The 22,716-nt window shown below is 64.8% G+C and carries 29 protein-coding genes and 1 pseudogene; 15 read left to right on the forward strand and 15 right to left on the reverse strand.

The genetic code is table 11. From position 1 onward, the window contains the following. Window positions 1-15: 15 nt before the first annotated feature. The 6 genes from QCE69_RS25880 to QCE69_RS25905 are packed head-to-tail and all read right to left on the reverse strand — an operon-like array spanning window position 16 to window position 5,850. Window positions 16-1,551 (reverse strand): sugar ABC transporter ATP-binding protein, encoded by a 1,536-nt coding sequence (locus QCE69_RS25880; protein ID WP_309817171.1) that lies wholly within the window; start codon window positions 1,549-1,551, stop codon window positions 16-18. Next, on the reverse strand, window positions 1,548-2,183 hold the full coding sequence (locus tag QCE69_RS25885) for a DUF2291 family protein (RefSeq protein WP_309817174.1): 636 nt from the start codon (window positions 2,181-2,183) through the stop codon (window positions 1,548-1,550). Before QCE69_RS25885 ends, QCE69_RS25880 begins: the two co-directional genes overlap by 4 nt. A gap of 57 nt (window positions 2,184-2,240) precedes the next feature. Beyond that, on the reverse strand, window positions 2,241-3,185 hold the full coding sequence (locus tag QCE69_RS25890; RefSeq protein WP_309817177.1) for a D-ribose ABC transporter substrate-binding protein: 945 nt from the start codon (window positions 3,183-3,185) through the stop codon (window positions 2,241-2,243). Window positions 3,186-3,245: 60 nt separating this feature from the next. Beyond that, window positions 3,246-4,043 (reverse strand): GolD/DthD family dehydrogenase, encoded by a 798-nt coding sequence (locus QCE69_RS25895; RefSeq protein ID WP_309933746.1) that lies wholly within the window; start codon window positions 4,041-4,043, stop codon window positions 3,246-3,248. An 18-nt stretch (window positions 4,044-4,061) separates the two neighbouring features. Beyond that, window positions 4,062-5,006 carry a transketolase C-terminal domain-containing protein gene (locus QCE69_RS25900; protein WP_309924397.1) on the reverse strand — a complete coding sequence of 315 codons (945 nt, stop codon included), beginning with the start codon at window positions 5,004-5,006 and terminating at the stop codon, window positions 4,062-4,064. Next, on the reverse strand, window positions 4,999-5,850 hold the full coding sequence (locus QCE69_RS25905; protein WP_309924399.1) for a transketolase: 852 nt from the start codon (window positions 5,848-5,850) through the stop codon (window positions 4,999-5,001). Before QCE69_RS25905 ends, QCE69_RS25900 begins: the two co-directional genes overlap by 8 nt. Window positions 5,851-6,029: 179 nt before the next feature. Here QCE69_RS25905 and QCE69_RS25910 point away from each other — a divergent pair, with 179 nt between their 5' ends. After that, window positions 6,030-6,797, forward strand: a complete 768-nt coding sequence (locus QCE69_RS25910) for a DeoR/GlpR family DNA-binding transcription regulator (RefSeq protein WP_309817190.1) — start codon at window positions 6,030-6,032, stop codon at window positions 6,795-6,797. Window positions 6,798-6,801: 4 nt separating this feature from the next. On the opposite strand, the gene QCE69_RS25915 is transcribed toward QCE69_RS25910, so the two are convergent. From QCE69_RS25915 to QCE69_RS25930, 4 genes are read right to left on the reverse strand one after another with little or no spacing between them, the layout of a single operon-like run. Continuing rightward, window positions 6,802-7,530, reverse strand: a complete 729-nt coding sequence (locus tag QCE69_RS25915) for a GGDEF domain-containing protein (protein ID WP_309924403.1) — start codon at window positions 7,528-7,530, stop codon at window positions 6,802-6,804. Between the two features lie 2 nt (window positions 7,531-7,532). Then, window positions 7,533-7,928, reverse strand: a complete 396-nt coding sequence (locus tag QCE69_RS25920; RefSeq protein ID WP_309924405.1) for a DUF1987 domain-containing protein — start codon at window positions 7,926-7,928, stop codon at window positions 7,533-7,535. A gap of 19 nt (window positions 7,929-7,947) precedes the next feature. Beyond that, window positions 7,948-8,511 (reverse strand): SiaB family protein kinase, encoded by a 564-nt coding sequence (locus tag QCE69_RS25925; protein ID WP_309924407.1) that lies wholly within the window; start codon window positions 8,509-8,511, stop codon window positions 7,948-7,950. Window positions 8,512-8,523: 12 nt separating this feature from the next. Further along, window positions 8,524-9,639 carry a SpoIIE family protein phosphatase gene (locus QCE69_RS25930; RefSeq protein ID WP_309934192.1) on the reverse strand — a complete coding sequence of 372 codons (1,116 nt, stop codon included), beginning with the start codon at window positions 9,637-9,639 and terminating at the stop codon, window positions 8,524-8,526. A 471-nt stretch (window positions 9,640-10,110) separates the two neighbouring features. Here QCE69_RS25930 and flhD point away from each other — a divergent pair, with 471 nt between their 5' ends. The 10 genes from flhD to QCE69_RS25980 all read left to right on the forward strand — a co-directional run bounded on the left by flhD (window position 10,111) and on the right by QCE69_RS25980 (window position 18,294). Next, window positions 10,111-10,428 carry a flagellar transcriptional regulator FlhD gene (flhD, locus tag QCE69_RS25935; RefSeq protein ID WP_309924409.1) on the forward strand — a complete coding sequence of 106 codons (318 nt, stop codon included), beginning with the start codon at window positions 10,111-10,113 and terminating at the stop codon, window positions 10,426-10,428. A gap of 12 nt (window positions 10,429-10,440) precedes the next feature. Continuing rightward, the gene (gene flhC / locus QCE69_RS25940) at window positions 10,441-11,055 is read left to right on the forward strand and encodes a flagellar transcriptional regulator FlhC (RefSeq protein ID WP_309933749.1); all 615 of its coding nucleotides are present in this window, start codon (window positions 10,441-10,443) and stop codon (window positions 11,053-11,055) included. Between the two features lie 156 nt (window positions 11,056-11,211). Beyond that, window positions 11,212-11,958, forward strand: a complete 747-nt coding sequence (locus tag QCE69_RS25945; protein WP_309933750.1) for an SDR family oxidoreductase — start codon at window positions 11,212-11,214, stop codon at window positions 11,956-11,958. Window positions 11,959-12,033: 75 nt separating this feature from the next. Continuing rightward, on the forward strand, window positions 12,034-12,948 hold the full coding sequence (locus tag QCE69_RS25950) for a LysR substrate-binding domain-containing protein (RefSeq protein WP_309934193.1): 915 nt from the start codon (window positions 12,034-12,036) through the stop codon (window positions 12,946-12,948). 155 nt (window positions 12,949-13,103) lie between these two features. Beyond that, window positions 13,104-14,123 carry a MoxR family ATPase gene (locus QCE69_RS25955; RefSeq protein ID WP_309934195.1) on the forward strand — a complete coding sequence of 340 codons (1,020 nt, stop codon included), beginning with the start codon at window positions 13,104-13,106 and terminating at the stop codon, window positions 14,121-14,123. A 15-nt stretch (window positions 14,124-14,138) separates the two neighbouring features. Then, entirely contained in the window at window positions 14,139-15,002 is an 864-nt protein-coding gene (locus QCE69_RS25960; RefSeq protein ID WP_309924419.1) for a VWA domain-containing protein, read from the forward strand. Further along, window positions 14,999-15,859, forward strand: coding sequence for a hypothetical protein (locus QCE69_RS25965; RefSeq protein WP_309933751.1), 861 nt, complete (start codon window positions 14,999-15,001; stop codon window positions 15,857-15,859). Before QCE69_RS25960 ends, QCE69_RS25965 begins: the two co-directional genes overlap by 4 nt. 4 nt (window positions 15,860-15,863) lie before the next feature. Next, a complete protein-coding gene (locus tag QCE69_RS25970; protein WP_309933753.1) occupies window positions 15,864-16,844 on the forward strand; it encodes a vWA domain-containing protein in 981 nt (326 codons plus the stop codon). After that, window positions 16,841-17,389 carry an MxaL protein gene (locus QCE69_RS25975; protein WP_309933754.1) on the forward strand — a complete coding sequence of 183 codons (549 nt, stop codon included), beginning with the start codon at window positions 16,841-16,843 and terminating at the stop codon, window positions 17,387-17,389. The genes QCE69_RS25970 and QCE69_RS25975 overlap by 4 nt, the downstream gene beginning before the upstream one ends. Further along, the gene (locus QCE69_RS25980) at window positions 17,386-18,294 is read left to right on the forward strand and encodes a vWA domain-containing protein (RefSeq protein ID WP_309924425.1); all 909 of its coding nucleotides are present in this window, start codon (window positions 17,386-17,388) and stop codon (window positions 18,292-18,294) included. Before QCE69_RS25975 ends, QCE69_RS25980 begins: the two co-directional genes overlap by 4 nt. Before the next feature lie 28 nt (window positions 18,295-18,322). Here the strand turns inward: QCE69_RS25980 and QCE69_RS25985 are convergent, their stop codons facing one another. After that, entirely contained in the window at window positions 18,323-19,288 is a 966-nt protein-coding gene (locus QCE69_RS25985; protein WP_309924427.1) for a hypothetical protein, read from the reverse strand. Between the two features lie 234 nt (window positions 19,289-19,522). Here QCE69_RS25985 and QCE69_RS25990 point away from each other — a divergent pair, with 234 nt between their 5' ends. Both QCE69_RS25990 and QCE69_RS25995 read left to right on the forward strand, forming a co-directional pair. Further along, window positions 19,523-19,897 (forward strand): hypothetical protein, encoded by a 375-nt coding sequence (locus QCE69_RS25990; RefSeq protein WP_309924429.1) that lies wholly within the window; start codon window positions 19,523-19,525, stop codon window positions 19,895-19,897. 15 nt (window positions 19,898-19,912) lie between these two features. Beyond that, window positions 19,913-20,104, forward strand: a complete 192-nt coding sequence (locus tag QCE69_RS25995; RefSeq protein WP_309924431.1) for a helix-turn-helix transcriptional regulator — start codon at window positions 19,913-19,915, stop codon at window positions 20,102-20,104. A 17-nt stretch (window positions 20,105-20,121) separates the two neighbouring features. Here the strand turns inward: QCE69_RS25995 and QCE69_RS26000 are convergent, their stop codons facing one another. From QCE69_RS26000 to QCE69_RS26010, 3 genes are read right to left on the reverse strand one after another with little or no spacing between them, the layout of a single operon-like run. Continuing rightward, on the reverse strand, window positions 20,122-20,637 hold the full coding sequence (locus QCE69_RS26000) for a zinc-binding dehydrogenase (protein ID WP_309933756.1): 516 nt from the start codon (window positions 20,635-20,637) through the stop codon (window positions 20,122-20,124). Between the two features lie 57 nt (window positions 20,638-20,694). Beyond that, window positions 20,695-21,003, reverse strand: a complete 309-nt coding sequence (locus QCE69_RS26005) for a putative quinol monooxygenase (RefSeq protein WP_309924436.1) — start codon at window positions 21,001-21,003, stop codon at window positions 20,695-20,697. A gap of 14 nt (window positions 21,004-21,017) precedes the next feature. Next, on the reverse strand, window positions 21,018-21,458 hold the full coding sequence (locus QCE69_RS26010; RefSeq protein WP_309933757.1) for a hypothetical protein: 441 nt from the start codon (window positions 21,456-21,458) through the stop codon (window positions 21,018-21,020). 138 nt (window positions 21,459-21,596) lie between these two features. Between QCE69_RS26010 and QCE69_RS26015 the strand changes: the two are divergent. Together QCE69_RS26015 and QCE69_RS26020 are read left to right on the forward strand one after the other, a co-directional pair. Next, window positions 21,597-21,905 (forward strand): annotated as a pseudogene (locus QCE69_RS26015) (SDR family NAD(P)-dependent oxidoreductase); the annotation flags it as partial. Next, window positions 21,906-22,274, forward strand: a complete 369-nt coding sequence (locus QCE69_RS26020) for a hypothetical protein (protein WP_309933758.1) — start codon at window positions 21,906-21,908, stop codon at window positions 22,272-22,274. A gap of 47 nt (window positions 22,275-22,321) precedes the next feature. On the opposite strand, the gene QCE69_RS26025 is transcribed toward QCE69_RS26020, so the two are convergent. Beyond that, on the reverse strand, window positions 22,322-22,675 hold the full coding sequence (locus tag QCE69_RS26025) for a BON domain-containing protein (protein ID WP_309933760.1): 354 nt from the start codon (window positions 22,673-22,675) through the stop codon (window positions 22,322-22,324). Window positions 22,676-22,716: the final 41 nt, after the last annotated feature.

Below are 22,716 nucleotides of genomic sequence, written 5' to 3' on the forward strand. Positions count from 1 at the left end.
CGGATCTCGTTCCTTTCACACTACGGCGGTCGCGGGCGTCGAGGCGCGCACGATGCGCTCGCTGTCGAACTGCCCGCGCTCCAGCACGGCGGTCAGCCGGCCGCTCGCCATGACGAACACGCGGTTCGACACCGCCATGGCCTCGTCCAGCTCGGAGGTCGCATAGATCACGGCAATGCCGGATTGCGCGAGCAGACTGATGGTCTTGTAGACGTCTTCCTTCGCGCCCACGTCGATGCCGCGCGTCGGTTCGTCCATCAGCAGCACCTTCGGCTTCGTCAGCAGCGCCTTGCCGATCACGACCTTCTGCATGTTGCCGCCCGAGAGCGACGTGATCGGCGCATCGACGGAAGCGGCCTTGATGGCGAGCTTCTTCACGATGTCGCCCGCCGCCTCCACTTGCCGGTCGCGCGTCAGCGCACCGACGAAGCGCCGCGTGAACTTGCCGAGGCTCGACAGCGTCATGTTTTCGAGGATCGTCATCAGCTGCACCATGCCTTGCTTCTGCCGGTCTTCCGGCACCAGCGCGATGCCCGCTTCAATGCGCTTCGGAATCGGCATGTCCTCGATGGCCTTGCCCGCCAGTTCGATCTCGCCGAGCGCGAGCGGATTGGCGCCCAGCAGCGACTCCAGCAGTTCGGTGCGGCCCGCGCCCATCAATCCATAAATGCCGACCACCTCGCCCGCCTTCACCGAGAACGACACGTGATCCACCGCGTAGATGCCGTTCGAACGCTTGAGCGCGAGGTCCTTCACCTTGAGCACTTCCGCACCGATGCTGTGCTGCTCGAAGGCGAAGCGCTTCTTCGAGGAGCCGACCATCGCTTCGATGATCCACGGAATGTCGATGTTGGCGATCTCGTCCTCGGCCACGAGCCGGCCGTTGCGCAGCACCGTGATGCAGTCGCCGATGGCCATGATCTCTTCCAGCCGGTGCGAGATGTAGATGACCGTGACGCCTTCTTCCTTCAGCTGACCGATGATCTTGAAGAGAATCTCCACTTCCGTCTTCGACAGCGCGGAAGTCGGCTCGTCCATGATGAGCACCTTGATGTGCTTGGACAGCGCCTTGGCGATCTCGATCAGCTGTTGCTGGCCCACGTAGAGATCGCCCAGCCGCGTGCGCGGATCGATGGCGATATGCAGGCGGTCGAGCAGCACCTTCGCCTGATGATTCTCCCGCTTCGACACGATCACGCCCGAGCTCGTGATCTCGTTACCCGCGAAGACGTTCTCGGCCACCGTCATGTCGGGAAAGAGATTCAGCTCCTGGAAAATGATGCCGATGCCGTGCTTCTCGGCGCTGCGCACGTCGCTGATCTGCGCGAGCTGTTCGTCGATCCAGATCTCGCCCGAAGTGGGCGTCTCCGCGCCGGCCAGCAGCTTCATCAGCGTGGACTTGCCCGCGCCGTTCTCGCCGATCAGCACGTTGACCTTGCCGCGCCGCACCTTGTAATCGACGTCGATCAGCGCGGCCGTGCCGGGATACTGCTTCGAGAGACCGCGCGTCTCGATCACGTTCACCGGGTTCAGGGTTCGGGGTTCGCTCATTTCCAGACCACCGGAATCGCGCGGATCTCGCCCGCAGGCTCGCTCCAGCTGCTGTAGACGGCGGCGGCGTCCACGCTGTCGCCGGCCTTGAGCTTCAACGACTGCTGCACGCGCGCCACGACCAGCTTGTTCAGCTCCTGGCCAAACGCGGCGAAGCGGGTCTGGTCGTCGAAGTCGCTGTACTTGACGCCGGGAAAGCCGTCGCGCACGCCGGTGCCGACCACCACCGGTCCCATCTCCAGCACCACGTTCACCGGCTCGCCGCCGCCCGCCGGCGCCACTTCGACATAGGCCTTGCCGACCCGCGAAGTCGAATCGATGCGCGTCACCTTGCCCTGCACGCGCAGCCAGAAATTGCACGGAAACGCATTGCTCTGACGGAAGCCGAACTGCTTGCAGGCATCGTCGAAATTCTGGTTCAGCGCGCCGATCACCTGCGCCGCCGGCTTCGCGTTCTTGTCGGCGTAGGGAATGAGCTGGTCGCTCAGCATCTTCGCGGCGTCCGGGCCCTTGTGCTGGCCCTGGCTGCGGATTTGCGCCAGCTCGGTATCGGTCACGACGTGACACGCGGCGAGGCTCAGCACGCACAGCGTCAGCAGCGCGCGCCAGCCGGTGGAAACGGGATGAACCATGACGACCTCACTTGACAAACCCTGGCAGCGGGCCGCGCCCGCTGCCGTTCACGCACCTTACTTCGTGTAGTAGAAGTCCTTGACCTTCGATGCGTTGTCTTTCGTGATCAGGATGCCGCGCGTCAGCTGGCGCTCCGGCTCGCCGGTCTTGCCGGTGGTGATGTACTTGTCGAGCAGGTCCACGCCATGGATCGCGATGCCCTGCGCCTGCAGCATCACCGTGGCCTTCAGCTTGCCGGCGAGGACCGAATCGCGCTCGTCATTGCTGCCGTCGATACCCATCACGACGACATCCTTGTGCCCCGCCGATTCCAGCGACGCAATGGCGCCCAGCGCCACCGGCCCGTTGCCGCAGATCACGCCCTTGATGTTCGGATGCTCCTGCAGGATCGAATCCATCGCCTGCTTGCCGGGCAGCAGCGCGCCCTTGGCGTCCTGGCGCGCGACCATCTTGAGATCGGGATATTGATCCAGCACCTGATGGAAGGCTTGCGAACGCGTGACGCAGTTCTTGTCGGCGAGATTGCAGGTCAGCTCGACATACTCGCCCTTCTCGCCGATTGCCTCGACGAAGCGCTGCGCCACTTCGGTACCCGCCTGCAGGTTATTGTGACTGAGCTGCGCGATGGCGATGCCGTCCTTCGGAATCTCGCGATTGATCAGCACGACCGGCACTTTCTTGTCCGCCGCCGCGCGCACCGTGGCGACGCTTGCATTCGAATCCGCGTTGTCGAGCACAATGCCCTTCACGCCCTTGCCGATCACCAGGTTCACGAGTTCGTTCTGCTTGTTCACGTCCTCGCCGTGCGAGAGCACGATGGTGTCATAGCCGAGCTTCTTTGCCTCGGCCTCCGCGCCCTTGGCTTCGGCGGCGTAGTAGGGGTTGTCGAGCGCGTTGACGAGAATCGCGATGGTGCCCTTGCCCGCTGCATACGCACTGCCGGGCATCACGGCGGCGCACGATACGGCCACCGCGGCTGCGACTGCAAGCTTCTTCCACATGTTGTTGTCTCCGGTTTGGTTTGTCTTTCTGGAACAGCGTGGTCTTGCTCGGGTAACGACTCAGGCGATCGTGTAGCCTCCGTCGATCATGATGTCGGCGCCCGTGATCATGTCCGCGCCGTTGGACAGCAGGAAGAGAATCGCGGCCGCGATTTCGTCGGTGTACGCGAAGCGTCCGACCGGAATCAGCTTCTTCATGTTCTCGCCCTTCTCGCCTTCCCAGGCAGCGGCGCCCATCGGCGTCAGCACGACCGTGGGCGATACCGTGTTCACCGTGATGCCGCGCGGCGCCCATTCCTTCGCCAGCACCTTCGTCATGCCGATCAGTCCGGCTTTCGCCGAGGTATAGGCGCAATGCTGGTCGATGGCGACCGTCGCCGCCTGCGACGCGATGTTGACGATCTTGCCGCCATGTCCGCTCGCGAGCACGATGCGCGCGAAGTGTTTCGAACACAGGAACGGCCCGGTGAGATTCACGCCGATCTGCCGCTGCCATTCGTCGAAGGTGATGTCTTCGGCGCGCGTCAGCGTGATGCAGCCAGCGGCGTTCACCAGCAGATGCAGGTCGCCGAAATGGTCGCGCGCGGCGGCCATCGCCTGCTCGACTTCGGCTTCGTTGGCGACATCGCAGGCAAAGGCGCATGCGTTCTCAGCGCCCAGTTCCGCCAGCGCGGCCTGCACGCGCGGTTCCTCGAAGCTCGGATAAAGAATCGCCACGCGCGCGCCCTTGGCGATCAGCGCGGCGTTGGTCGCCATTGCGATGCCGCCCAGGCCGCCCGTGACCACGGCCACCTTGCCGTCGAGGCGAAAGTCGAAATCGACGCCGTGGCGCAGCGACATGTCGTATTGAATGCTCATGTACGTGTCCCCCTGTTCTTATTGCGCGCACAACGCGCGCACGGCGTCGGCGATGCCCGCCGCGTCGATGCCATAGTGCTTGCGAATGCCTTGCCGCGTGCCGTACTGCGCGAACTCGCCTTCGGTGATGCCGAGCGTGGTCAGCGGGCGGTTGAGGCGACGGCGCGCCATCAGCATCGCCACGGTGGCGCCAATGCCGCCGTGCAGCGAATGCTCTTCCACCGTGACGATGGCTTCGTGACGCTCAACGATCGCCGCGAGCGCGTCCTGATCGAGCGGCCGCAGCGAGGACAGGTTGACGAGCGTCGGATCGAGCACGCCGTCGCGGCGCAACGCCTCGCACGCATCGAGCGCTTCTCCGACCACCGAGCCGAGCGCAATGACCGCGACCTTCGAACCCTCGATCAGCACATCGGGACGGCCCGGCTCGAAGCGGTACGACGCGTCGTGCACCACGGGGAATTTTGCGTTGTCGAGGCGGATATAGACCGGCCCGTCCACCGACACCGCATGATCGATCACCTGCGCCGTTTCCATCTCGTCGCACGGCGCGAAGATCTGCACGGTGCCAAAGCCGCTCATGATGGAGATATCGTCGATCGCGTGATGGGTCGAGGCCAGTGGACCGTAGGCGACGCCCGCGTTGAGTCCGAGCATCTTGACGTTGGTCGCGCTGTAGCAGACGTCGTTCTTGACCTGCTCGTTGGCCCGGCCGACGAGAAATGGCGCGGCGTTTGCCGTGAACACGATGTGCCCGCCGAGCGCGAGGCCCGCGGCCATGCCGACCATGTTCTGCTCCGCGATGCCCACGTTGATCACGCGCTCCGGAAAGCGTTCGAGATAAGGACCGATCTTCGAGGTCGAAGTGGAATCCGCCACCACGACGATGATGTCGCGTCCCGCCGAAGTCAGCCGGTCGATTGCGCTCACCGCGCCGTCACGCAAGTCCGCGTAGTCACGCATGGTCGAGCTCCTGCAACGCCTGCTTGAGTTGATCTTCAGTGGGGAACTTGTGATGCCACGCCGGCACGTTCTCCATGAAGGAGACGCCGCGTCCCTTGATGGTGTGCGCAATCACCACCTTCGGCTTGCGATTGTCGTAGTCGAGACTTTCCAATAGTTTCCAAATGGAGTCCACCTGGTTTCCATTGACGTCGTGAACCTCGAAGCCGAACGCGCGGAATTTCTCGTCGAGCGGATCGAGATCCATGATGTTGTGGGTGAAGTCCGCCAGTTGCAGGCGGTTGCGGTCCACGATCACCACCAGGTTCGAGAGCTCGAAATGCGCCGCCGCCATCGCGGCTTCCCAGTTGGAGCCTTCCTCGAGTTCGCCGTCGCCGGTCAGCACGAACACCCGTCCCGTGCCGCCGCTGCGCGCGGCGTGGCGCTGCTTCGCCATCGCCAGGCCGGCGGCGATCGGGAAGCCATGGCCGAGGCCGCCGGTATTCACCGTGACCCACGAAGGCAGCTTCTGCCGCACCGGATGGCCCGGCAGGCGGCCATCGTCCTTCAGATAGGTCAGCAACTCGCGCTCCGGCAGCCAGCCCAGTTCCGCGAAACACGCATACAGGCCGCCCACGCCGTGCCCCTTGCTGAGAATGAACTCGTCATGCCAGCGCACGCGCTGTCCTGCCTCGACCTCATAGCGCAGCACATGAAAATACAGCGCCGCCAGGATGTCCGCCTCCGACATGTCGCCGCCCGTGTGACCGCTCTTCGCGGTGGCGTTCATCACGCAGATCTTCTTGCGGATGTCCTGTGCCCGGCGGTGTAGCGCGCCGCCGGACTGCTTGAAAGGGTTTTCCATTCCTGCTCCCAGACTTCCCGTTTGCCTGAAAGCAAGTTTCTTTTACTTTCTTTCGAAAGTCAAAGGGAAGCAAAGCAAAGAAGGGAAAACACCTAAGCGGGGCGCGTCGGCGGGCTTGATGAGGCAGAATAGCGCCTGTAGACGCGCGTGCTGGGCGACGTGTCGGCGGGAATACAAAAATGGATCAACGGACCCGAACAGAAAAAATCTTCGAACGCGTGCAGGCCGCGAAACTGGTGAAGCTGTCGGAGCTTTCCAGCGAATTCGGCGTGTCCATGCCGACGATCCGAAAGGACATCGACGAGTTGCAGCGACTCGGCCGCGTGGAACGCGTGCATGGCAGCGTGCGGCTGACGTCGACGCAACCCGAACCCGCGCATCGCGCCGACCACGCGCCCGTGCTGCCCACCAGCCCGGAAAAGGCGTTGATCGGCAGGAAGGCGGCGAGCCTGATCTCGAACGGCGACTCGCTGATTCTCGACTGCGGCGCCACCACCACCGAACTCGCGAAGAACCTGCTCGACCGGAAGAACCTGCGGATCGTGACGAATGCGCTGAACATCGCCATCCTGCTCGGCGCGGAGCCGACCAATCGCGTGATGCTCACCGGCGGCATCTTCAAGGCGGAAACGGTGGCGGTGTCGGGCGAGAAAGCGTCGGCGTTCTTCGAAGGCATGTTCGTCGACAAGCTCTTTCTCGCGGCGGGCGGCGTGTCGATGGAGTCGGGCATCTCGTATCCGGACTTCATCGACCTGCATGTGAAGCGCGCGATGATCGACGCCGCGAAGACCGTCTATCTGCTCGCGGATTCGAAGAAGTTCGGCAAGCGGGAGTTCGCCGCGTTCGGCGCGATGGAGAGCATCGATTGCCTGGTGACGGACGAAGGCCTCGGCGACGAGTTCGTCACCTGGCTGAACAGCAGCGGCACGCGCATTCTCTACGCGTGAGCGGTCACGATTGCGCAGCGAATTCCACGCGATTGCGTCCCCCGCGTTTGGCGCGATACAGCGCCTCGTCGGCAAGACCATAGGCGGTATCGAAGCCGGTTCCGGCGCGGTTATGACTGACGCCGAAGCTGACCGTGATGCGCCGGTCCAGTGACGGCACCACGCGCGCCTCGCTGATTGCCGCCCGCATGCGTTCCGCGAGCGAGGCAGCGGCGGCGTGATCGTCGCCGGGCACCAGCACGGTGAACTCCTCCCCGCCCACGCGGCCGATGAAACCGCGCTCGCCCACGATCCGGCGCAGGCAATCGACGACACCCAGAATCACGGCATCGCCGGTCGGATGACCGAAGTCGTCGTTGACGCGCTTGAACTCGTCGATGTCGAGCACGATCATCGTCGCGCTGCGCTCCTTCAGCGTGCGCGTGGCCTGCTCGATCACGGCGCTGCGATTGAGCACGCCGGTCAGCGCATCGTGCGAAGCGCGGTGCGCGAGTTGCTGGGCCAGCACCTGCATCTCGCGTTCGGCGCGGTCGCTGCGGCCGATCAGGCGGCGCGTTTCACGCATCAGGCGCTCGAAGTGATCGATCAGCGCGCCCAGCGACTGATGCAAGGCTTCGGCATCGGCACCGTCCGCTGCATGCACGCCGCGCGCTTTCTCCAGCGCGGCGGTCTCGTTCTCGAACAGGTCGGGGGCGTGGGCGGGCGTCGTGTCGCCGGAGGAGTTCGAAGTCATCCTCAGCGTCCCGGGTAAGCCACCGGACGATCGGTGAACTCGATGGCGTCGAAATCCGCCTTCAGTTCCTCGCCGAACTCGGCGATCGTCTCGTCTTCTTCGTCGTGATACCAGTTCATCAGCACGCGGCAGCCCGACTGCGCGGCCTCGTTCAGCGCATCGAACATGCTGAACAGCATCTTGGTGCTCGAACTGTTGAAGTACGTGAGCGCGACGTCGATGGTGACGGCCGCGTCCGTATTCACCGCGAGATACTTGCGCATCCGCTCGATGACGGGCGCATAGAAGGCCGCCGCGTTCTCCGGATACGACTCACCCTTCAGCAGCAACGCATGCTGATCGAAACGAAAATCGACCTCGGGCGACGTGGTCGTGGCGGCAATAAAGAAGTTATCCATGATTTCTTGCGCCTTGTGCTCAGATGATGGCCATGAGGCAAAACAGCGTGGTTCCGGGTTCGTCGGCACGCGGATGAAAAGCGAATTCGAGCGGCGCGCTGGCATCGCGCGCCATCGTGAGGAAGCCCATGCCGGCGCCCTTGCTGTCCTCCGGCGTCTCGGCGCGCAGCGATTCCTTGTAGGCTTGCTTGATCTGCTCGAGCGACATGTGACGCAAGGGCTCGAGCCTGTTGCGCAGGCTTTCCACTTCGGCGCTCGATATCGGGTTGACGCACAGCATGACGTGACGATCGCCGTCGCGCGAGATGCAGACCGCGCCCTCGCGAATGGAGCCGTCTTTCTCGCCGTCGCGCGCCAGCGCATTCGACGAGTAATGCACGATGTTCTGCGACAGCTCGACGAACGAAGAGAACAGCTTGCGCCGCGTCGGGCCGTTTACGCCGGCCACTTCCAGCTGCAGTTTGACGACCTCGCCCATCGCCGCGACGATGTTATGCGAGAAGTAGCCCTTGTGATAGAAGAGCACGTTGCGTCGCTGCGCCAGGTCGAAAAAGGCGCTGTCTTGATCGAGTAGTTGGGACATGCCTGGGAAGAGCTAGAGTCGCACACAAAAGAACGTTACGTCGTCGCGCCGGGGCTGCACGCTCTGCCAGTCCGCGAGCGTCAGACGCAGCCGTTCGCAGAGGGCCGCCGCCGGTTCGGCCCGATGTTCGCGAATCACATCGAGCGCGCGGCGCCGGCCGAAGGAAATGCTGCGCGGTCCGCCGATCTGGTCGGTCAGCCCGTCCGTGCAGATGAACAGCAGGCTGCCGGGCGGCACCGCCACCGAGTGCAGGTTCCACGCATAGTCCGCGTGGCTGTCCACGTAGCCGACGCCCATGCGGTCGGCGGCGAGCGTCTCGAATTCGGCCGCGTCCGGCCGCAGGATATGCAGTGCGATCCGCGCGCCCGCGAAATGCAGCACGTTCTCGCGCGTGTCGAACCAGAGGAACGCGGTATCGAGGCCGTCGTTCGAACGGGCTTCGCCGGGCGCGCTGTTCACCTGACCGAGCAAACCCTTGACGTTGCGGTTCACCGCCGAGAGCAACGCGGCGGAATCGCGCGGACCCATCTGTTCGAGCGCCTGCGACAGCGAAGCCGAAGCCAGCAGCGTCATGAATGCGCCGGGCACGCCGTGGCCGGTGCAATCGGCGATGGCGCCGAACCAGCCATGCGGAAACGCGGCGAAGTGGTAGAAGTCGCCGCCGACGACATCGCGCGGCTCCCACTGCAGCGCGGCGCCCGGCAAATGCATGGCCAGCGCTTCGTCGGAGGCGCGCAGCATCGCGCGCTGGATCACGCTGGCGTACTCGATGCTCTGCATGATCTGGCGGTTTTTCTCCGCCTGCATTTCCGCCACGGCGCTGACCAGTTCCAGACCGCTGCCCACGCCCGCAAAGCGCCCGCCGCGCGTCACGATGAACCCGTCCACCAAGGCTTTCTCGCCGGCTTCGACCGTCCTGAACGCAAGCGTTTCGATGCTTTCATCCGCATCGACGATCAACGGCTCCTTGTCCATGAAAGCGATGCAGCTTTTCTTGTCGTAAAGCTCGCGATGAAAAGGCTTGCTCATCTGCGACATGAAAATATCGCGGTTGATCAGTCCGATCGGGCGCAGATTTTCAATCACGGCCAGACTTCCCATATCGCGGCGCGCCGAGAAGATTTCCATCACGAGGGAATTCGAATCCTCGGCGTCCACGAATGGAACTTCCTGGGATAAATCTCCCGCGACGCGTAAATTGCGCTGGCCGGAGAAGCGGTGAAACCTTGAAAACGCAGGGTGCATCGGACGTCGAAGGTAGAGAAAACAGAGCACGCTAAGGCTTCTGTGTGAACTTTCGGTGACAAGAACACAGGTGATGCTTTCACCACACCGTGCAAACGTTTGCAGGATACGTCCCTTTGTCTGCGCCTTGCTTCTTTCCGCAGCCCGCGAAATTTGCCGCCAATTTCTTCAACAGGCAGAAATAAATCCCGATGCGCTTCTTTGCATCGAGCGGATTCTATTGATTAATACTATTCGTCTGAGTATTGAAACGGTTTCAGCGAGTGTCTAAACTGAAATTAATGATTCTTCACGGAGAAGCGTGAATGAATCGACTGGCAACAGCCCTCTTATAAATCTCAAAGGCTGAATACCATGGACAATCAGGACACACAGGAAATCATTCGCGAAATCAATCTTTCCTATCTCATTCTTGCGCAGAGGCTGTTGCGCGAAGACCGGGCCATCGGCATGTTTCGGCTCGGCCTGTCCGGAGACGTCGCGGATCTGCTGAGCGGCCTCTCGCTGCCGCAGGTCGTGAAGCTCGCATCAGCGGACCAGTTGCTGTGCGCATTCCGCTTCAACGACCGCATGCTGCTCTCGGCGCTCACGCAGGCGCCACGCCATGCCGATGTCGCCTCCACGCATGCCGCCATTCTCATGGCCGGGCAATCCGCCCGCCAGTTCGCCTGACGCGGGGACTGCATGAATACGCCAGCCAAGAAGACCGTCACCGAGGACGCCCAGGAAGTGTTTCGCGCCATCGCGCTGATTCAACTGGGCGCGCGCATGCAGGTGCTCGAAAGCGAACTCAAGCTGTCGCGCGATCGCCTGGTCCGGCTGTATCGCGAAGTGCGGGGCGCATCGCCGCCCAAGGGCATGCTGCCTTTCTCGGCGGACTGGTATATGCCCTGGCTGCCCAATATTCACGCGTCGCTGTTCTTCAATACCTACCAGTTCCTCAAGAACGATGCGAAATGCTCGCACCTCGATGCGCTCACCAAGGGGTATCGGCTGTATCTCGAACATTGCGCGCGCACCGGCACCGAACCCGTGCTCGATCTCACGCGCGCGTGGACCCTGGTGCGCTTCTTCGAAGCCGAATTGCTGCAGCTGACGCCCTGCTGCCGCTGCACGGGAAAGTACATCGCGCACAAGCACGACTTGCAGCATGGCGTCGTATGCGGCGCATGCCAGCCGCCGTCACGGGCGGGCAAGACGCGCAAGGCAGCGGCGCGCGCCGCGGAGCAGACCTTCGCCGCGGTGGCCGAAGACGAGCTTGCGGCATCGCCGGATTTCATTCCGCCGCAGGCCGCGTGAGGCTTTCCGGCGCCTTTCACGGGGCGGCGTAGATTTTCTTCTCCGCTCGCACAGATCATCTCGTTTGTCGGGGACGGACCGTTCGTCGATAGTGAAGTCACGGGCAACGCAACACAGCGAAGCCCTTCACTTCACCCACTATCGAAGGAGTCGGTCATGAAGCTCAACGACAAGGTTGCACTGATCACGGGCGGAACCTCGGGCATCGGTCTGGAAGCCGCCAAGCTGTTTCAACAGGAAGGCGCGAAGGTCATCGTGACGGGCACGCATCCGGGCCGTCTCGAAGAAGCCGCGCGGCTTCTCGGCGACTCCGCGATGACACTCAACGTCGATCTGCGCGACCCGGCTCAGCTCGACCGGGCGATCGTCGAGATCGTGGAAACGCATGGACGCATCGACGTCGTGTACGCCAACGCGGGCGCCGCCACCGCCGCGCCGCTCGAAGCCGTGACGCCCGAGCAGATCAGCGAGCAGTTCGCCCTGAACTTCAACGGCGCGTTCTTCACCATTCAAAAAGCCGTGCCGCATATGCCGAAGAGCGGTGCGATCATCGTCACCACGTCGTTCCTGAATGAAACCGGCACGCCGGGTCTGTCAGTGCTCGCGGCGACGAAAGCGGCCTTGCGCTCGCTGGTCCGCTCGGCCGGCGCCGAACTCGCACCGCGCGGCATTCGCGTCAATGCCGTGAGCCCCGGACCGATCGCCACGCCCTTTCACGGCAAGCTCGGTCTGTCGGACAAGGAACTGGCCGCCGCCGGCGAAGGCATTCAGGCCGCCGTGCCGCTGAAGCGTTTCGGCGAAGCGCGGGAAGTGGCGCAAACCGCGCTGTTCCTCGCCAGCGACGACGCCGCCTTCATCACCGGCACGGAGATGGTGGTTGACGGCGGCCTGACGCAGTTCTGACGGCGCGCGTCGCGCTCTGGCCGGGCGCAGCGCATTTCGGTAGATTGAGCGCACTTCCCCAACGCAGGAGTCATGATGCGCGCGCCCGGCAACCTGAACGCGCTGCGAGCCTTCGAAGCGGTCGCACGGCATCTGAGCTACACCGCCGCAGCCAATGAACTCAACGTGACGCCCGCGGCGGTCGGTCAGCTGATTCGCGGGCTTGAGGGCACTCTCGATGTCGAACTGTTTCATCGCTCGACATCGGGTGCGTCGCGGCTCACGCTGACCGACGCCGCCCGTGCCGCCCTGCCCGACCTGCAAGGCGGCTTCGATCTGCTTTCCAACGCGATGGAGGCGCTCAAGGCCAGCAAGTCGCGCATCGTCTTCACGGTGACCGTGCCACCCGCCTTCGCGGACAAGTGGCTGTTGTGGCGGGTCGAACGCTTTCAGCGCCGGCATCCTTATTACGATCTGCGCATCGACACGAGCGGACGTCTGACGGACTTCACCGCCGAACGTATCGATGCCGGCATCCGCTACGGCGCGGGCGTGTGGCCCGGTCTCGATGCCACTTTCCTGCTGCGCGACGAGTTCTTCCCGGTGTGCAGTCCGGCCCTGCTGCACGGCCCCCACGCGCTCAAGTCTCCGCTCGATCTGCAACATCACGCGCTGATACACGATACGTCGATGAGCGGCTTCGGCGTCTTCCCGACCTGGCGTTCGTGGCTGCTGCATGCGGGTTGCCGCGACGGCGTGGACACGCGGCGCGGCTTGCAACTCAACGACTCCGCGATGGCGCTTCAAACGGCGATGTCCGGCAATGGCGTCGCGCTCGGCAGGACCACGCTGGTCGAGCGCGATCTCGCCGAGGGCCGCCTCGTCAAGCCCTTCGATACGGTGCAGAGCTGCGAGCTGGCTTACTTCCTGGTGCATCGCAAGGGCGGCGGCGAACAGGCGCCAGTGCTCGCGTTCAAGGCCTGGCTGCTCGAAGAGGCCGGCTTGCGCTGATCCGCTTTGTCCGCGACACACTGTCATCGCGCAAGGACACTGTGCTCCCTCGTGCCGCGCCCGAGCGGCTTTGCACTGTGGGCATGTCTTATGCATCCCCTGACGCCGGCTCGATCAAGACACCCTTCATTCGAAGCAAGGCGCGGCGCGACTTCATGGCATCCGAAACCGAACTCGAAGACTGGCGCGGCGAAGCCCGCAACATGGAGGCAGCGGTCGCGAACGCCGTCGTCGGGCAGGAAGCGATCTCGCATCTGATCAACATCGCGCTGTATGCGCGGGGCCACGTGCTGCTGGAAGGCGGCGTGGGCGTCGGCAAGACCACGCTGCTGCGCGCCTTCGCCCGCGCCACCGGAGGCGACTTCGAGCGCGTGGAAGGCACCATCGACCTGATGCCGGGCGATCTCATCTATCACACCTTCGTCGATGCCGACGGCAAGCCGCGCATCGAACCCGGTCCCCTGCTGCGTCATGGAGAAGGACTCAGCACCTTCTTCTTCAACGAGATCAACCGCTCGCGTCCGCAAGTGCAGTCACTGCTGCTGCGCGCGATGGCCGAGCGCACGGTGTCCGCATTCGGCCGTGACTACCGCTTTCCGCACCTGACAGTGTTCGCGGATCGCAACAAGGTGGAGAAGGACGAGACCTTCGAGCTGGCGTCGGCGGCGCGGGACCGCTTTCTCTTCGAGCTCAACATGCCGACGCCGCAGGACGACGACGTGCGCCGCGCGCTGGTCTTCGAGCCGAAGTTCCATGACGTCGATGCCCTCATGGAAAGCGTGCCGCGCGCGGTGATCGACGCCACGCGGCTCAACGCCATCGGCGCGGCGATCCAGCGCAGCGTCACGCTGAGCCCGCGCATCGAACGCTATGTGCTCGACATCTGGCAGGCGACCGAAACGCCGCAGCGCTTCGGCATCGGGTTGCCGGACGTCGACATGGACCGCCTGATTCTCGCGGGCGCCAGTCCGCGCGGCATGAGCGCGCTGGTGCGCGCGGTGCGCGTGCGTGCGTGGCTCGAAGGACGGCTGCATGTGCTGCCCGAGGACGTTCACGCAGTGCTGCTGCCCGCGCTCGGTCACCGGGTCTTCTTCACGCCCGTCTATGAAATGCGCCGGCAGGAACTCGCCGATGCGCTGACCGCGATGATCGTCCGCACGATCGCGGTTCCCTGATCTGCACGCCTGGTCATGAAGGATCCCGTCGAATTCCACTACCGGCTGCCCGGGCGGGCGCGCGGCTTCCGGCCCGGCTCGCATCCGGGCACGAGCTTTGGCGCGGGACAGGAGTTCGCGATGCACGCGCGGCTGTTCGATCACCCCGATCCACGCCGGCTCGACCTGCGCGCCAGCCAGCGTGCCGTGCCGCAGCAATGGCTGGTGCGCCTGCATTTGCAGCGCGTCGCGGTGCCGGTGCAGGTGCTGGTCGATGTCTCCGCGTCGATGCGCTTCGGCGCGCGGCGGCCGAAGCTCGATCTCGCCGCCGAGTTCGTCGAGGCGCTGTGCTACAGCGCGTTCCGGGCCGGCGATCAGGTCGGCCTGCTCGGCTTCGACGAGAACGTGCGCGAAGACCTGTTCATGCCGGCGCGCCATGGCCGGGGCGTCGGCGATGAAATGGCGCAGCGGCTGCGCACGTGTTCCGTATCCGCGATCTCCGCGAAGCCGGCGGCGGGACTGGTGCGCGCGCTCGAACGTCTGGCGGGACGGCGCGGTCTCGTGTTCCTGGTGTCCGACTTCCACTGGCCGCTGACGGCGCTCGACGCCGCGCTCGATCGGCTGGTCCATGCCCGGCTCGTGCCGATGGTCATCTGGGACAAGGCCGAAACCGAGCCGCCGGCCAGCGGCCGGTTCCTCCAGGTGCGTGACATCGAAGACGGCAGACGCCGTGCGCTGTGGCTGCGGCGTTCGATGGCGCAGCAGTGGCGCGACAACGTTGCGAAGCGCCGCGCCGAGTTGAGCGGCGTGTTGCGCAAGCGCGGCGCGACGCCGTTCTTCATCGAGGGTGCATTCGATGCCGAAGCGCTCTCGCGTTACTTCCTGGAAACGACGGCATGAGCCGCGGCACAGGCTCGATCGGCGCGGCCGCGTTGCTGCTGTGCGCGATGCTCGCCCGCGCCGAACCGGCCGTGACCGCCGCCGTCGCGCAGCCGCGCGCGTTCGGCTATGCGCTCGGCGACGTGCTGACGCAGCGCGTGCTGCTGTCCTCCGACGGACACGCGCTCCACGGTGTGCCGCTGCCTTCGGCGGGCCGCGTGGGCGTGTGGCTCGAACGGCGTCCGGCGCACATCGAGGAAGACGCGCAGGGGCAGCCGTGGATGGTGATCGAGTATCAGGTCATCAACGCCGCGCAGACGCTCACGCAAACCGGTCTGCCGGCGCTCGAACTGAAGCCCGCCGAGGGCGCGTCGTTGAATGTGGCTGCATGGCCGATCAGCGTCGGGCCCTTGACGCCGCGCAATGCGTTCCGCAGCGGCGCGCTCGAAGCGCTGCAACCCGACCGCATCATCACGCCGACGGATGGACCGGTCGCGCGACGCCGCATGATCGCGATGCTCACGCTGTTGGCGCTGACCGTGCTGGCGTGGGCGGCTTGGTGGACATGGCGGACGCGCAAGGACGTGAGGACGCTGCCGTTCGCGCGTGCGTGGCGGGCGATACGCCGCATCGAAAACGACGGCGACGCCCCCTGGGTCCACCTTCACCGCGCCTTCGATGCCGCCGCCGCACAGGTCGTCCATACCGCGTCGCTGCCCGCGCTGTTCGCGCGCGCGCCCTATCTCGAAGCGCTTCGACCGCGCATCGAGCTTTTCTACGCGCACTCGCAGCGGCGCTTCTTCACGCCCGACGCCGCGCCGCCCGAAGACCTGCGCGACCTCGCCCGGGCGCTGCAGCGTGCGGAACAGAGGCGCTGACGCGATGCCCGTCGATTTCCTCCGGCCCTGGCTGCTCCTTCTGCTGCCGCTCGCGCTGCTGCCGTTGCTGCCGAAACCCGCCGATTCGTTCGCCTATTCGTTCGTCGACTGGCTGCCGCGCGATCCGCTCGGCTCGGCCATCGATCACGCCCGGCGCCTCTGCGCGCTGCTGGCGATGGCGGGCATCGTCATCGGGCTGGCGGGTCCGGGGCGCTCGCACGTGCAGGCGATGCGCACCAGCAGCGCCGCCGAAATCCTCATCCTGATGGACCGGAGCGCGAGCATGGACGCGGTCATGTCGAAGACGCCGGTGAGCGAGCCGAGCGGGCAGTCGAAGAATGCGGTCGCGCGCCATGCGCTCGAACACTTCGTCGCCGTGCGGCCCGACGACCGCCTCGCCTTCATGATGTTCGGCATCAGTCCGATTCTCGCCGTGCCGTTCACCGCCGATCACCGCATCATCGACGCGGCGCTCGACGGCACCGGCATCGGGCGCGGCATGCCGGATACGCGGCTGGATCGCGGCCTGATCGCGGCGATCCGGCAGTTCGACGGACGCGCGTACGCGGCCCGCCGCGCCATCGTGCTGGTCTCCGACGGCGGCGCGAATCTCGACGCCGCCGCGCGCGAGGCGATCCGCAGCGGGTTGGCGCGCAACCGTATCGCGCTGTACTTCGTGTACTTGCGCAGCGGCGTGTACAGCCCCGATCTGACCAAGCCCGCATCCGCCGACGATCACTCCGAGGAAGCGGAGCTGCATCGTTTTTTTCAGGGGCTCGCGATGCCCTACCGGCTCTATCAGGCCGAGGACGCCGCCGCCATGGCCGCCGCGATGGCCGAGATCGACAAGCAGCACAGCACGCCGCTGTCGTTCTCCGAACGGCTGCCACGGCAGGACGACAGCGCGTTCTGCTTCGCCGCCGCGTTGCTGGCGAGCGCGCTGCTGCTGGCTCTGCGCGGGGTTCAGGTGCGGAGCTGGACATGAGGCGCGGCGCGATCCATCTCGCCTTTGGGACGGTCGCCATCGTCTTCGCGGCGCTGGCCTTGTACGACTGGAGCGTGTTCCGGCACGCGCAGACCGTGACGCGCGAAGTGCATGACATGACGATCAACAAGTCAGACACGCAAGACACGCCGGAGGCAGCGGGCGAAGTGCGGCTGGCGCGTGCGGCGGCGCTTGCGAAAGCCGGACGCGTCGATGACGCCCAGCACCTGCTCGACCCGCTCGCGGCACAATCCGCCGATCGCACGCTGCAGACGGCCGCCCTTTTCAATCTCGGCAACCTGTATCTGCGCGAAGCGGCGGGCAGCGAGGCCACCGGGCCGATCCGCTCGCTGCCGCTGCTGGAACAGGCCAAGGACCGCTACCGCACGGCGCTGCGCATCACGCCCGGCGACTGGGACGCGCGCTACAACCTCGAACGCGCGCTGTGGCTCGCACCCGAGATACCCGGCGATCAGGATGAACTCGACATCAAGCATCAATCCACCGTAAGGCTGCGCGGCGCTCAAAGCGAGGATCTGCCATGAGCGCCGCCCTTGCCCTGACCCGAGCGCCGGGCGGACGACGCAACTGGGCGCTCGCCGCCGCCGCGCTGCTGCTCGCCGCCGCGGTCTGGATGCCGCCACTGATGCTGCCGAGGAATGTCGTCAGCACTATCGTCACCTTCGACATCACGCAGAGCATGGACGTGGAGGATGTCGGCATCGGCAATGCGCCCGTGAGCCGGCTCGAGTTCGCGCGCGCGGCCATGCGCGATACGCTGGAACGCCTGCCGTGCGGCTCGCGCATCGGCTGGAGCATCTTCACCGGACAAGGCACGCTGCTGCTCATGCCGCCCGTCGAGGTGTGCGGCAACTTCGACGCCTTGCAGGCTTCGCTCGACGGCATCGGCGGCGACATGCGCTGGACCAACTGGAGCCGCATCGCGGAAGGCGGCGTGTTCGCCGCCGTGCGCACGGCGAAGACCATCGGGCACGAGACGGGCGTGCTGCTCATCACCGACGGTCAGGAAGCGCCGCCGGTCCTCGCCGACGAACCCGTCCGCGACGTGCCGCGCGGGCAGGTGAAGGGCTGGCTGATCGGCGTCGGCGGGGATCAGCCCGCGCCCATTCCGCGCACGAACGCCGATGGCCGGCGCGTCGGCTACTGGCAGGCGGATCAGGTGATCCAGGTGCCCGCTCATTCGAACCCGGGCGTCAGCGCGCAGAGTCACGAGGAGCTTTCGGCCTTGCGCGGGGAGTATCTGGCGTCGGTGGCGCAACAGATCGGCTTCGATTACCGGCGCCTGCGCACGCCGCAGGATCTGTTCGCGGCCATGACCGACCGTCGCTACACCCATCGCGACAGCGTGCCGACCGACATCAACTGGCTTCCCGCCGCGCTCGCATTGATGTTGCTGACCTGGCGCTTCCTGCCGCAACGCAATGCATGAGCGGCCGACGTCACGCCGGTCACGCCCGTCACGCCGCCTTGCCGCCCACGGCCTGTTCCTGTTCGATCCAGATCTGGCTGTCGGGGAACCAGAATGCGTCGGGGCGCGGCGGCACGGCAAGAGTGATGGGCAGATCGGGATTGAAGATCTTCGACCACGCCGACAGATAGGACGGCGTCTTCACGAGGTGCCCGCAACGGGCCAGCAGCAGGCTCGACACCAGCGCTTCGCGGCCGATCGCAAGGCCCGGATAGCCGCTGAAATGTATCGCGGCATCGCCTTTCGAAAGCAGCTGCGCCGGCGCCACGCTGATCGGGCGTTTGAAGGGCCAGGCAAGAAAGAAGTCGATGAAGGCCTGCTCGTCGCTCGACACATAGAGATTCGTGAGATGCGGATTGAGCGCGAGCGTCTGTTCGACGAGCCGGCAGAAGTCGCTCCACGCCACCAGGAACGCTTCGAACTTCTTGTCCGTGCCGCGGAAGTGGACGCCGAGCGTGCTGGCGGAGATATCGAGCGTCGCGCACGCCGCCGCGACTTCTTCGCGAATCGATGCAGCCGGCCGGTAATATGAATTGAACAATTCGCTCGCACTGCGCAGGCGCAGCGCGCTTTCGTAGCGCCGCCTGAAACCCAGTTGCTCCAGATCCCGCACGACGGATGTGCGGACCCGGCGCGGCGGCATCGCGCCTGCGGACGCGCGCACGTTCTCGAACAGCGCCGCGAACCAGTCGATCCTGCCTTCCGCGTCGCCATACAGCCCGCCGCGCGCGGACACTTGCGGCGTCAGCCGCTTTTCCTCGCAATGCACGAGGATGAACAGCACCATCTGCATCACGGAGAAGAAGCCCGATGTCTCCCTGATCTCGATCGCAAACACACTGCGATTCAGCCGCTGCCGCGCATGCAGCGAAAAGCGAACCGGCGTGGCCAGCGAATGCTTGAAGCCTTCGCTGCGCCGGAACTGTCTCACGCGCTCCACCACCCTTCGCAACATGTGCGGCCCCGATTGATTTTTGTTCGCTTCGTGTTCGCTTCGATTGTGCTGACGATCAGGCGGCTGCGGTAACTTTGAGCGCCAAGCGTAGCATCGGGCGCCGCCGGCAAGAATAAATTACGCGATCGTTCTGTTGGCTAACAAACGCGGTCATGGTCATGTAAAGCACGCTTTACATGACCACAACGGTTCGCTATGCTGTAAAGCATCCTTTACACGCAGAGAGAAGCCGTCATGAACCGATATCGCAAGGAAATGACCGCAGCGATGCTGGCCTATGTGGTCTTGCTGATGGCTTCGGTGTGGTGGCTGCGCTCCGGCACGCTCGACAACCCGACGGCCCGCATCGCGGTCGCGCTGTGTCCGATGATCGCCGGCCCGTTCATCTGCTGGGTCGTCTTGCGGCAGTTGCGGCGCGTGGACGAACTGTTCCGGCGCGTCCAGCTCGAAGCGCTCGCCATCGCGTTCGCGGGCACGGCGCTTATCACCTTCAGCTATGGCTTTCTCGAAGGCGTCGGCTTTCCGAAGCTGTCCCTGTTCGTCGTGTGGCCGGTGATGGCGGTGCTGTGGATCCTGGGCAGCGTGTTCAGTGCGCGCCGCTATCGTTGAGCGGATGCGGCGCTCATGAAGAACCGCATCCGTGCGCTACGCGCCGAACGCGAGTGGTCGCAGACGGATCTCGCCGGCGCGCTCGGGGTGTCGCGCCAGACGGTCAATGCGATCGAGAACGGCAGGTACGATCCGAGCCTGCCGCTGGCGTTCGCCATCGCCCGGGTCTTCGGGCTCAGGATCGAGGAGATCTTCGAGGACGCGTGAAAAACCCTCAGCCGCGTTCAGAACTTCATCACGGCCCGGCCTACTACGTCGCCCACGCGCAGGCGGTTGATGTAGTCGTTCAGTTCCTCGAAGCCGAAGGTCTTGACCGTGTGACGGATCTTGTCCTGCGTGGCCAGCGCCATCACTTCGCCGAGATCGGTGTTGTTGCCCCAGAACGACCCATGCAAAGTCTGCTCGCGCGAGACACGCGGAAACAGCGGAATGTCGACGCGATCGCCCACCAGACCCACATCGGCATAGTGGCCGCCGATCGACAGAAGACTCATGGCCAGTTGCACCATCTCGGGGGCGCCGGCGCAGTCCATGGCGGCGTCGATGTCGTTGCGGCCCACCAGCTGATGCAATTCACGGCCGATATCGGCGGCTGGTTTGCCCTTGATATCGACGATGTCATCCGCGCCATATTCACGCGCGATGGCGAGCTTCTCCGGATTGCGCGCGAACGCAATCACCCGCGCGCCCGCGCCGAGGATCTTTGCGTACTGCACCGCATGGCATATGACGGCACGCATGCCATCGGAAGCCTGCTCGTCGCCATTCGACGAGTGTGACAGCGCGACGCCTGCGAATCAGGCGTCGCCCGGAAAGACATCCAACGCATTGACGACCACCGCCGTGCGCTCCGCTAGTTCGCCGATACGCGACAGATAGTGCTGGAAATGCGCCGTGCTCCGGTGCGAGGCGATGGCATCATGGCTCAGATAGAGTTCGTCGAGCACGAACTGGCCGGCGTTGTCGACGTCCCGCCAGAGGTCATAGCGCAGATTGCCGGCTTCCGCGCGCGATGGGCCGGTCATGCCGTGCAACAGCGCAGCGAGTTCCTCCTCTCGTCCCGGTTTCGCTTTCAGGATGGCGACGACTTTCACATTCGAGGTCACTGGAGTGGTCTCCTTCAGGTTGAGCGCGCCTGCGCGCACGAGGTTTCCGCTTCAATGTACCTGATGCGCGGCCAGAAATTCATGAACCTGCGCGACGACGGACACGCCCTCCCCAGGCCGCCGACACCCGCTTGATCGAGCCGAAGCGCGCATCGCCGATGGCGAACACGCCGTTTCACGCTGGTTTCGACCAGACACGGCTGCTGTTCGAGACCGCTGCGCGCCGCATTGCCCGTCAGCACGAAGCCCTTGTCGTCGGTGTCGACGCTGCAATCCCTGAGCCAGCGCGTATTGGGTTCGGCGCCGGTGAACAGGAACAGATGCCGGACCTTGAAGCTGTGCCCGCCCTGCGGGCCGCGCGTGTTGACGCCCGTGAGTCCGGCGCTGTCGCTGGACAGCGAGAGCACCTCGGTGTCCGAGAGGCTCGCGATGCGATCGATCAGGTACTGCGACATGTGCTCCTGGAGACTATGCCCGCGAATCAGCAGATGCACCGGCTGGGCCCGCCACGGAAGGGGCGCAACTGCTGATCGCCAGGATGAACCCGGCACGCCTCGAACACGCCGCGAAAGAACTCGCGGGGTCACGCCTCGCGCGTCGAGATCTTCGAATGCGACGTGACGGACCGCAATCAGGTCGAAGCGCTCGCGGACTTCGCATGGAGCAAGTTCAGGCAGGTGGATGTGATCGTCAACAATGCGGGTGTCGGTCCCGTGCCGTCGAGCGTGATCGACGCGCGCCCGGAAGACGTGCAGAGCGTGCTGGCGGTGAATCTTTTCGGCGTGCTGCACGGGGTCTCGGTGTTCGGGAAGCGCTTCATCGCGCAAAAGACGCCGTGCGCGATCTATAACGTCGGCTCGGAGAACGCATTCTTCAATGCGATTCCGGAAGGCGCCGGATAGGTGGCGAGCAAGCACGCCGTGCTCGCCGTGACGGTGGCGCTGCGCGAAGAAGCGCCCGACTTCATGGATGTCGCGCTCATCTGCCCGGGACTGGTCCGCTCCGAACTCGCCAGGGAAACCCAGGAAGGCATGGACACGGACAAGTACGCGGCCATCGTCATGAAACAGATCAAGGCCGGCGAGTTCTACATCATGTCCCACGCGTACAACTTCGTGCGCATCAGCGCGCGCTCGCGCGAGGTCGAGGCGGCCTTCAGGAAATATGCGCCGCGCTATGAAGGCGACATCGAGTTCGACGTGCGGACGCTCGGCGTGAAGAACGGCTGGTATCCGCGTTATCCGGATGCATCGGAGAACCTTCCTGTGTAGCAAGCAGGCGCGGCGAGGCACTCATGTCCTCGCCGCGCCGCTTCCGCTCAACCGTTGCCGCCGTGGAACAGGCCGAGCTTGTTGTTCACGGAGGTCACGCCCTTCACCGAGCGCGCGACATCGCCCGCCACGGGGATCTGGTCGCCGCTCCTTACCGAACCCGACAGCGTCACCACGCCGCTGCGCGCGCGGACGAACACGCCGGAACTGTCGAAGCCCGGCGTCTTCCCCAGCGCGCGCCGGACCGCCTTCGCCAGCGCGCGGTCGGCGCTCTTCTGATTCGTCGCATTGGTGCCCGCGGCGCCCTGATTCATGGGTGCATCCGTGGTCTGCGCCATGAGTGCCGGCGGCGCCAACAGGCAGGCGCAGGCGAGCATCATCGATACGGTTCTGACTCTCATGCCAATCTCCTTCAGGTTGAGCGCCACGCCGGTCCAGGTGT

The sequence above is a fragment of the Caballeronia sp. LZ032 genome (genome assembly GCF_031451315.1).
In the GTDB taxonomy this organism is placed as follows: domain Bacteria; phylum Pseudomonadota; class Gammaproteobacteria; order Burkholderiales; family Burkholderiaceae; genus Caballeronia.

Coding starts and splice junctions, on each gene's coding strand:
- QCE69_RS25880 (WP_309817171.1), bottom strand. CDS start 1,551: ATGAGCGAACCCCGAACCCTGAACCCGGTGAACGTGATCGAGACGCGC.
- QCE69_RS25990 (WP_309924429.1), top strand. CDS start 19,523: ATGAACCGATATCGCAAGGAAATGACCGCAGCGATGCTGGCCTATGTG.
- QCE69_RS25965 (WP_309933751.1), top strand. CDS start 14,999: ATGAGCCGCGGCACAGGCTCGATCGGCGCGGCCGCGTTGCTGCTGTGC.
- QCE69_RS25915 (WP_309924403.1), bottom strand. CDS start 7,530: ATGACTTCGAACTCCTCCGGCGACACGACGCCCGCCCACGCCCCCGAC.
- QCE69_RS25960 (WP_309924419.1), top strand. CDS start 14,139: ATGAAGGATCCCGTCGAATTCCACTACCGGCTGCCCGGGCGGGCGCGC.
- QCE69_RS25910 (WP_309817190.1), top strand. CDS start 6,030: ATGGATCAACGGACCCGAACAGAAAAAATCTTCGAACGCGTGCAGGCC.
- QCE69_RS25930 (WP_309934192.1), bottom strand. CDS start 9,639: ATGGAAATCTTCTCGGCGCGCCGCGATATGGGAAGTCTGGCCGTGATT.
- QCE69_RS25905 (WP_309924399.1), bottom strand. CDS start 5,850: ATGGAAAACCCTTTCAAGCAGTCCGGCGGCGCGCTACACCGCCGGGCA.
- QCE69_RS25885 (WP_309817174.1), bottom strand. CDS start 2,183: ATGGTTCATCCCGTTTCCACCGGCTGGCGCGCGCTGCTGACGCTGTGC.
- QCE69_RS25925 (WP_309924407.1), bottom strand. CDS start 8,511: ATGTCCCAACTACTCGATCAAGACAGCGCCTTTTTCGACCTGGCGCAG.
- QCE69_RS25955 (WP_309934195.1), top strand. CDS start 13,104: ATGGCATCCGAAACCGAACTCGAAGACTGGCGCGGCGAAGCCCGCAAC.
- QCE69_RS25975 (WP_309933754.1), top strand. CDS start 16,841: ATGAGGCGCGGCGCGATCCATCTCGCCTTTGGGACGGTCGCCATCGTC.
- QCE69_RS25950 (WP_309934193.1), top strand. CDS start 12,034: ATGCGCGCGCCCGGCAACCTGAACGCGCTGCGAGCCTTCGAAGCGGTC.
- QCE69_RS25970 (WP_309933753.1), top strand. CDS start 15,864: ATGCCCGTCGATTTCCTCCGGCCCTGGCTGCTCCTTCTGCTGCCGCTC.
- QCE69_RS26010 (WP_309933757.1), bottom strand. CDS start 21,458: ATGTCGCAGTACCTGATCGATCGCATCGCGAGCCTCTCGGACACCGAG.
- QCE69_RS25995 (WP_309924431.1), top strand. CDS start 19,913: ATGAAGAACCGCATCCGTGCGCTACGCGCCGAACGCGAGTGGTCGCAG.
- QCE69_RS25945 (WP_309933750.1), top strand. CDS start 11,212: ATGAAGCTCAACGACAAGGTTGCACTGATCACGGGCGGAACCTCGGGC.
- QCE69_RS25900 (WP_309924397.1), bottom strand. CDS start 5,006: ATGCGTGACTACGCGGACTTGCGTGACGGCGCGGTGAGCGCAATCGAC.
- QCE69_RS25895 (WP_309933746.1), bottom strand. CDS start 4,043: ATGAGCATTCAATACGACATGTCGCTGCGCCACGGCGTCGATTTCGAC.
- flhC (WP_309933749.1), top strand. CDS start 10,441: ATGAATACGCCAGCCAAGAAGACCGTCACCGAGGACGCCCAGGAAGTG.
- QCE69_RS26025 (WP_309933760.1), bottom strand. CDS start 22,675: ATGAGAGTCAGAACCGTATCGATGATGCTCGCCTGCGCCTGCCTGTTG.
- QCE69_RS26000 (WP_309933756.1), bottom strand. CDS start 20,637: ATGCGTGCCGTCATATGCCATGCGGTGCAGTACGCAAAGATCCTCGGC.
- QCE69_RS25890 (WP_309817177.1), bottom strand. CDS start 3,185: ATGTGGAAGAAGCTTGCAGTCGCAGCCGCGGTGGCCGTATCGTGCGCC.
- QCE69_RS25980 (WP_309924425.1), top strand. CDS start 17,386: ATGAGCGCCGCCCTTGCCCTGACCCGAGCGCCGGGCGGACGACGCAAC.
- flhD (WP_309924409.1), top strand. CDS start 10,111: ATGGACAATCAGGACACACAGGAAATCATTCGCGAAATCAATCTTTCC.
- QCE69_RS25920 (WP_309924405.1), bottom strand. CDS start 7,928: ATGGATAACTTCTTTATTGCCGCCACGACCACGTCGCCCGAGGTCGAT.
- QCE69_RS25985 (WP_309924427.1), bottom strand. CDS start 19,288: ATGTTGCGAAGGGTGGTGGAGCGCGTGAGACAGTTCCGGCGCAGCGAA.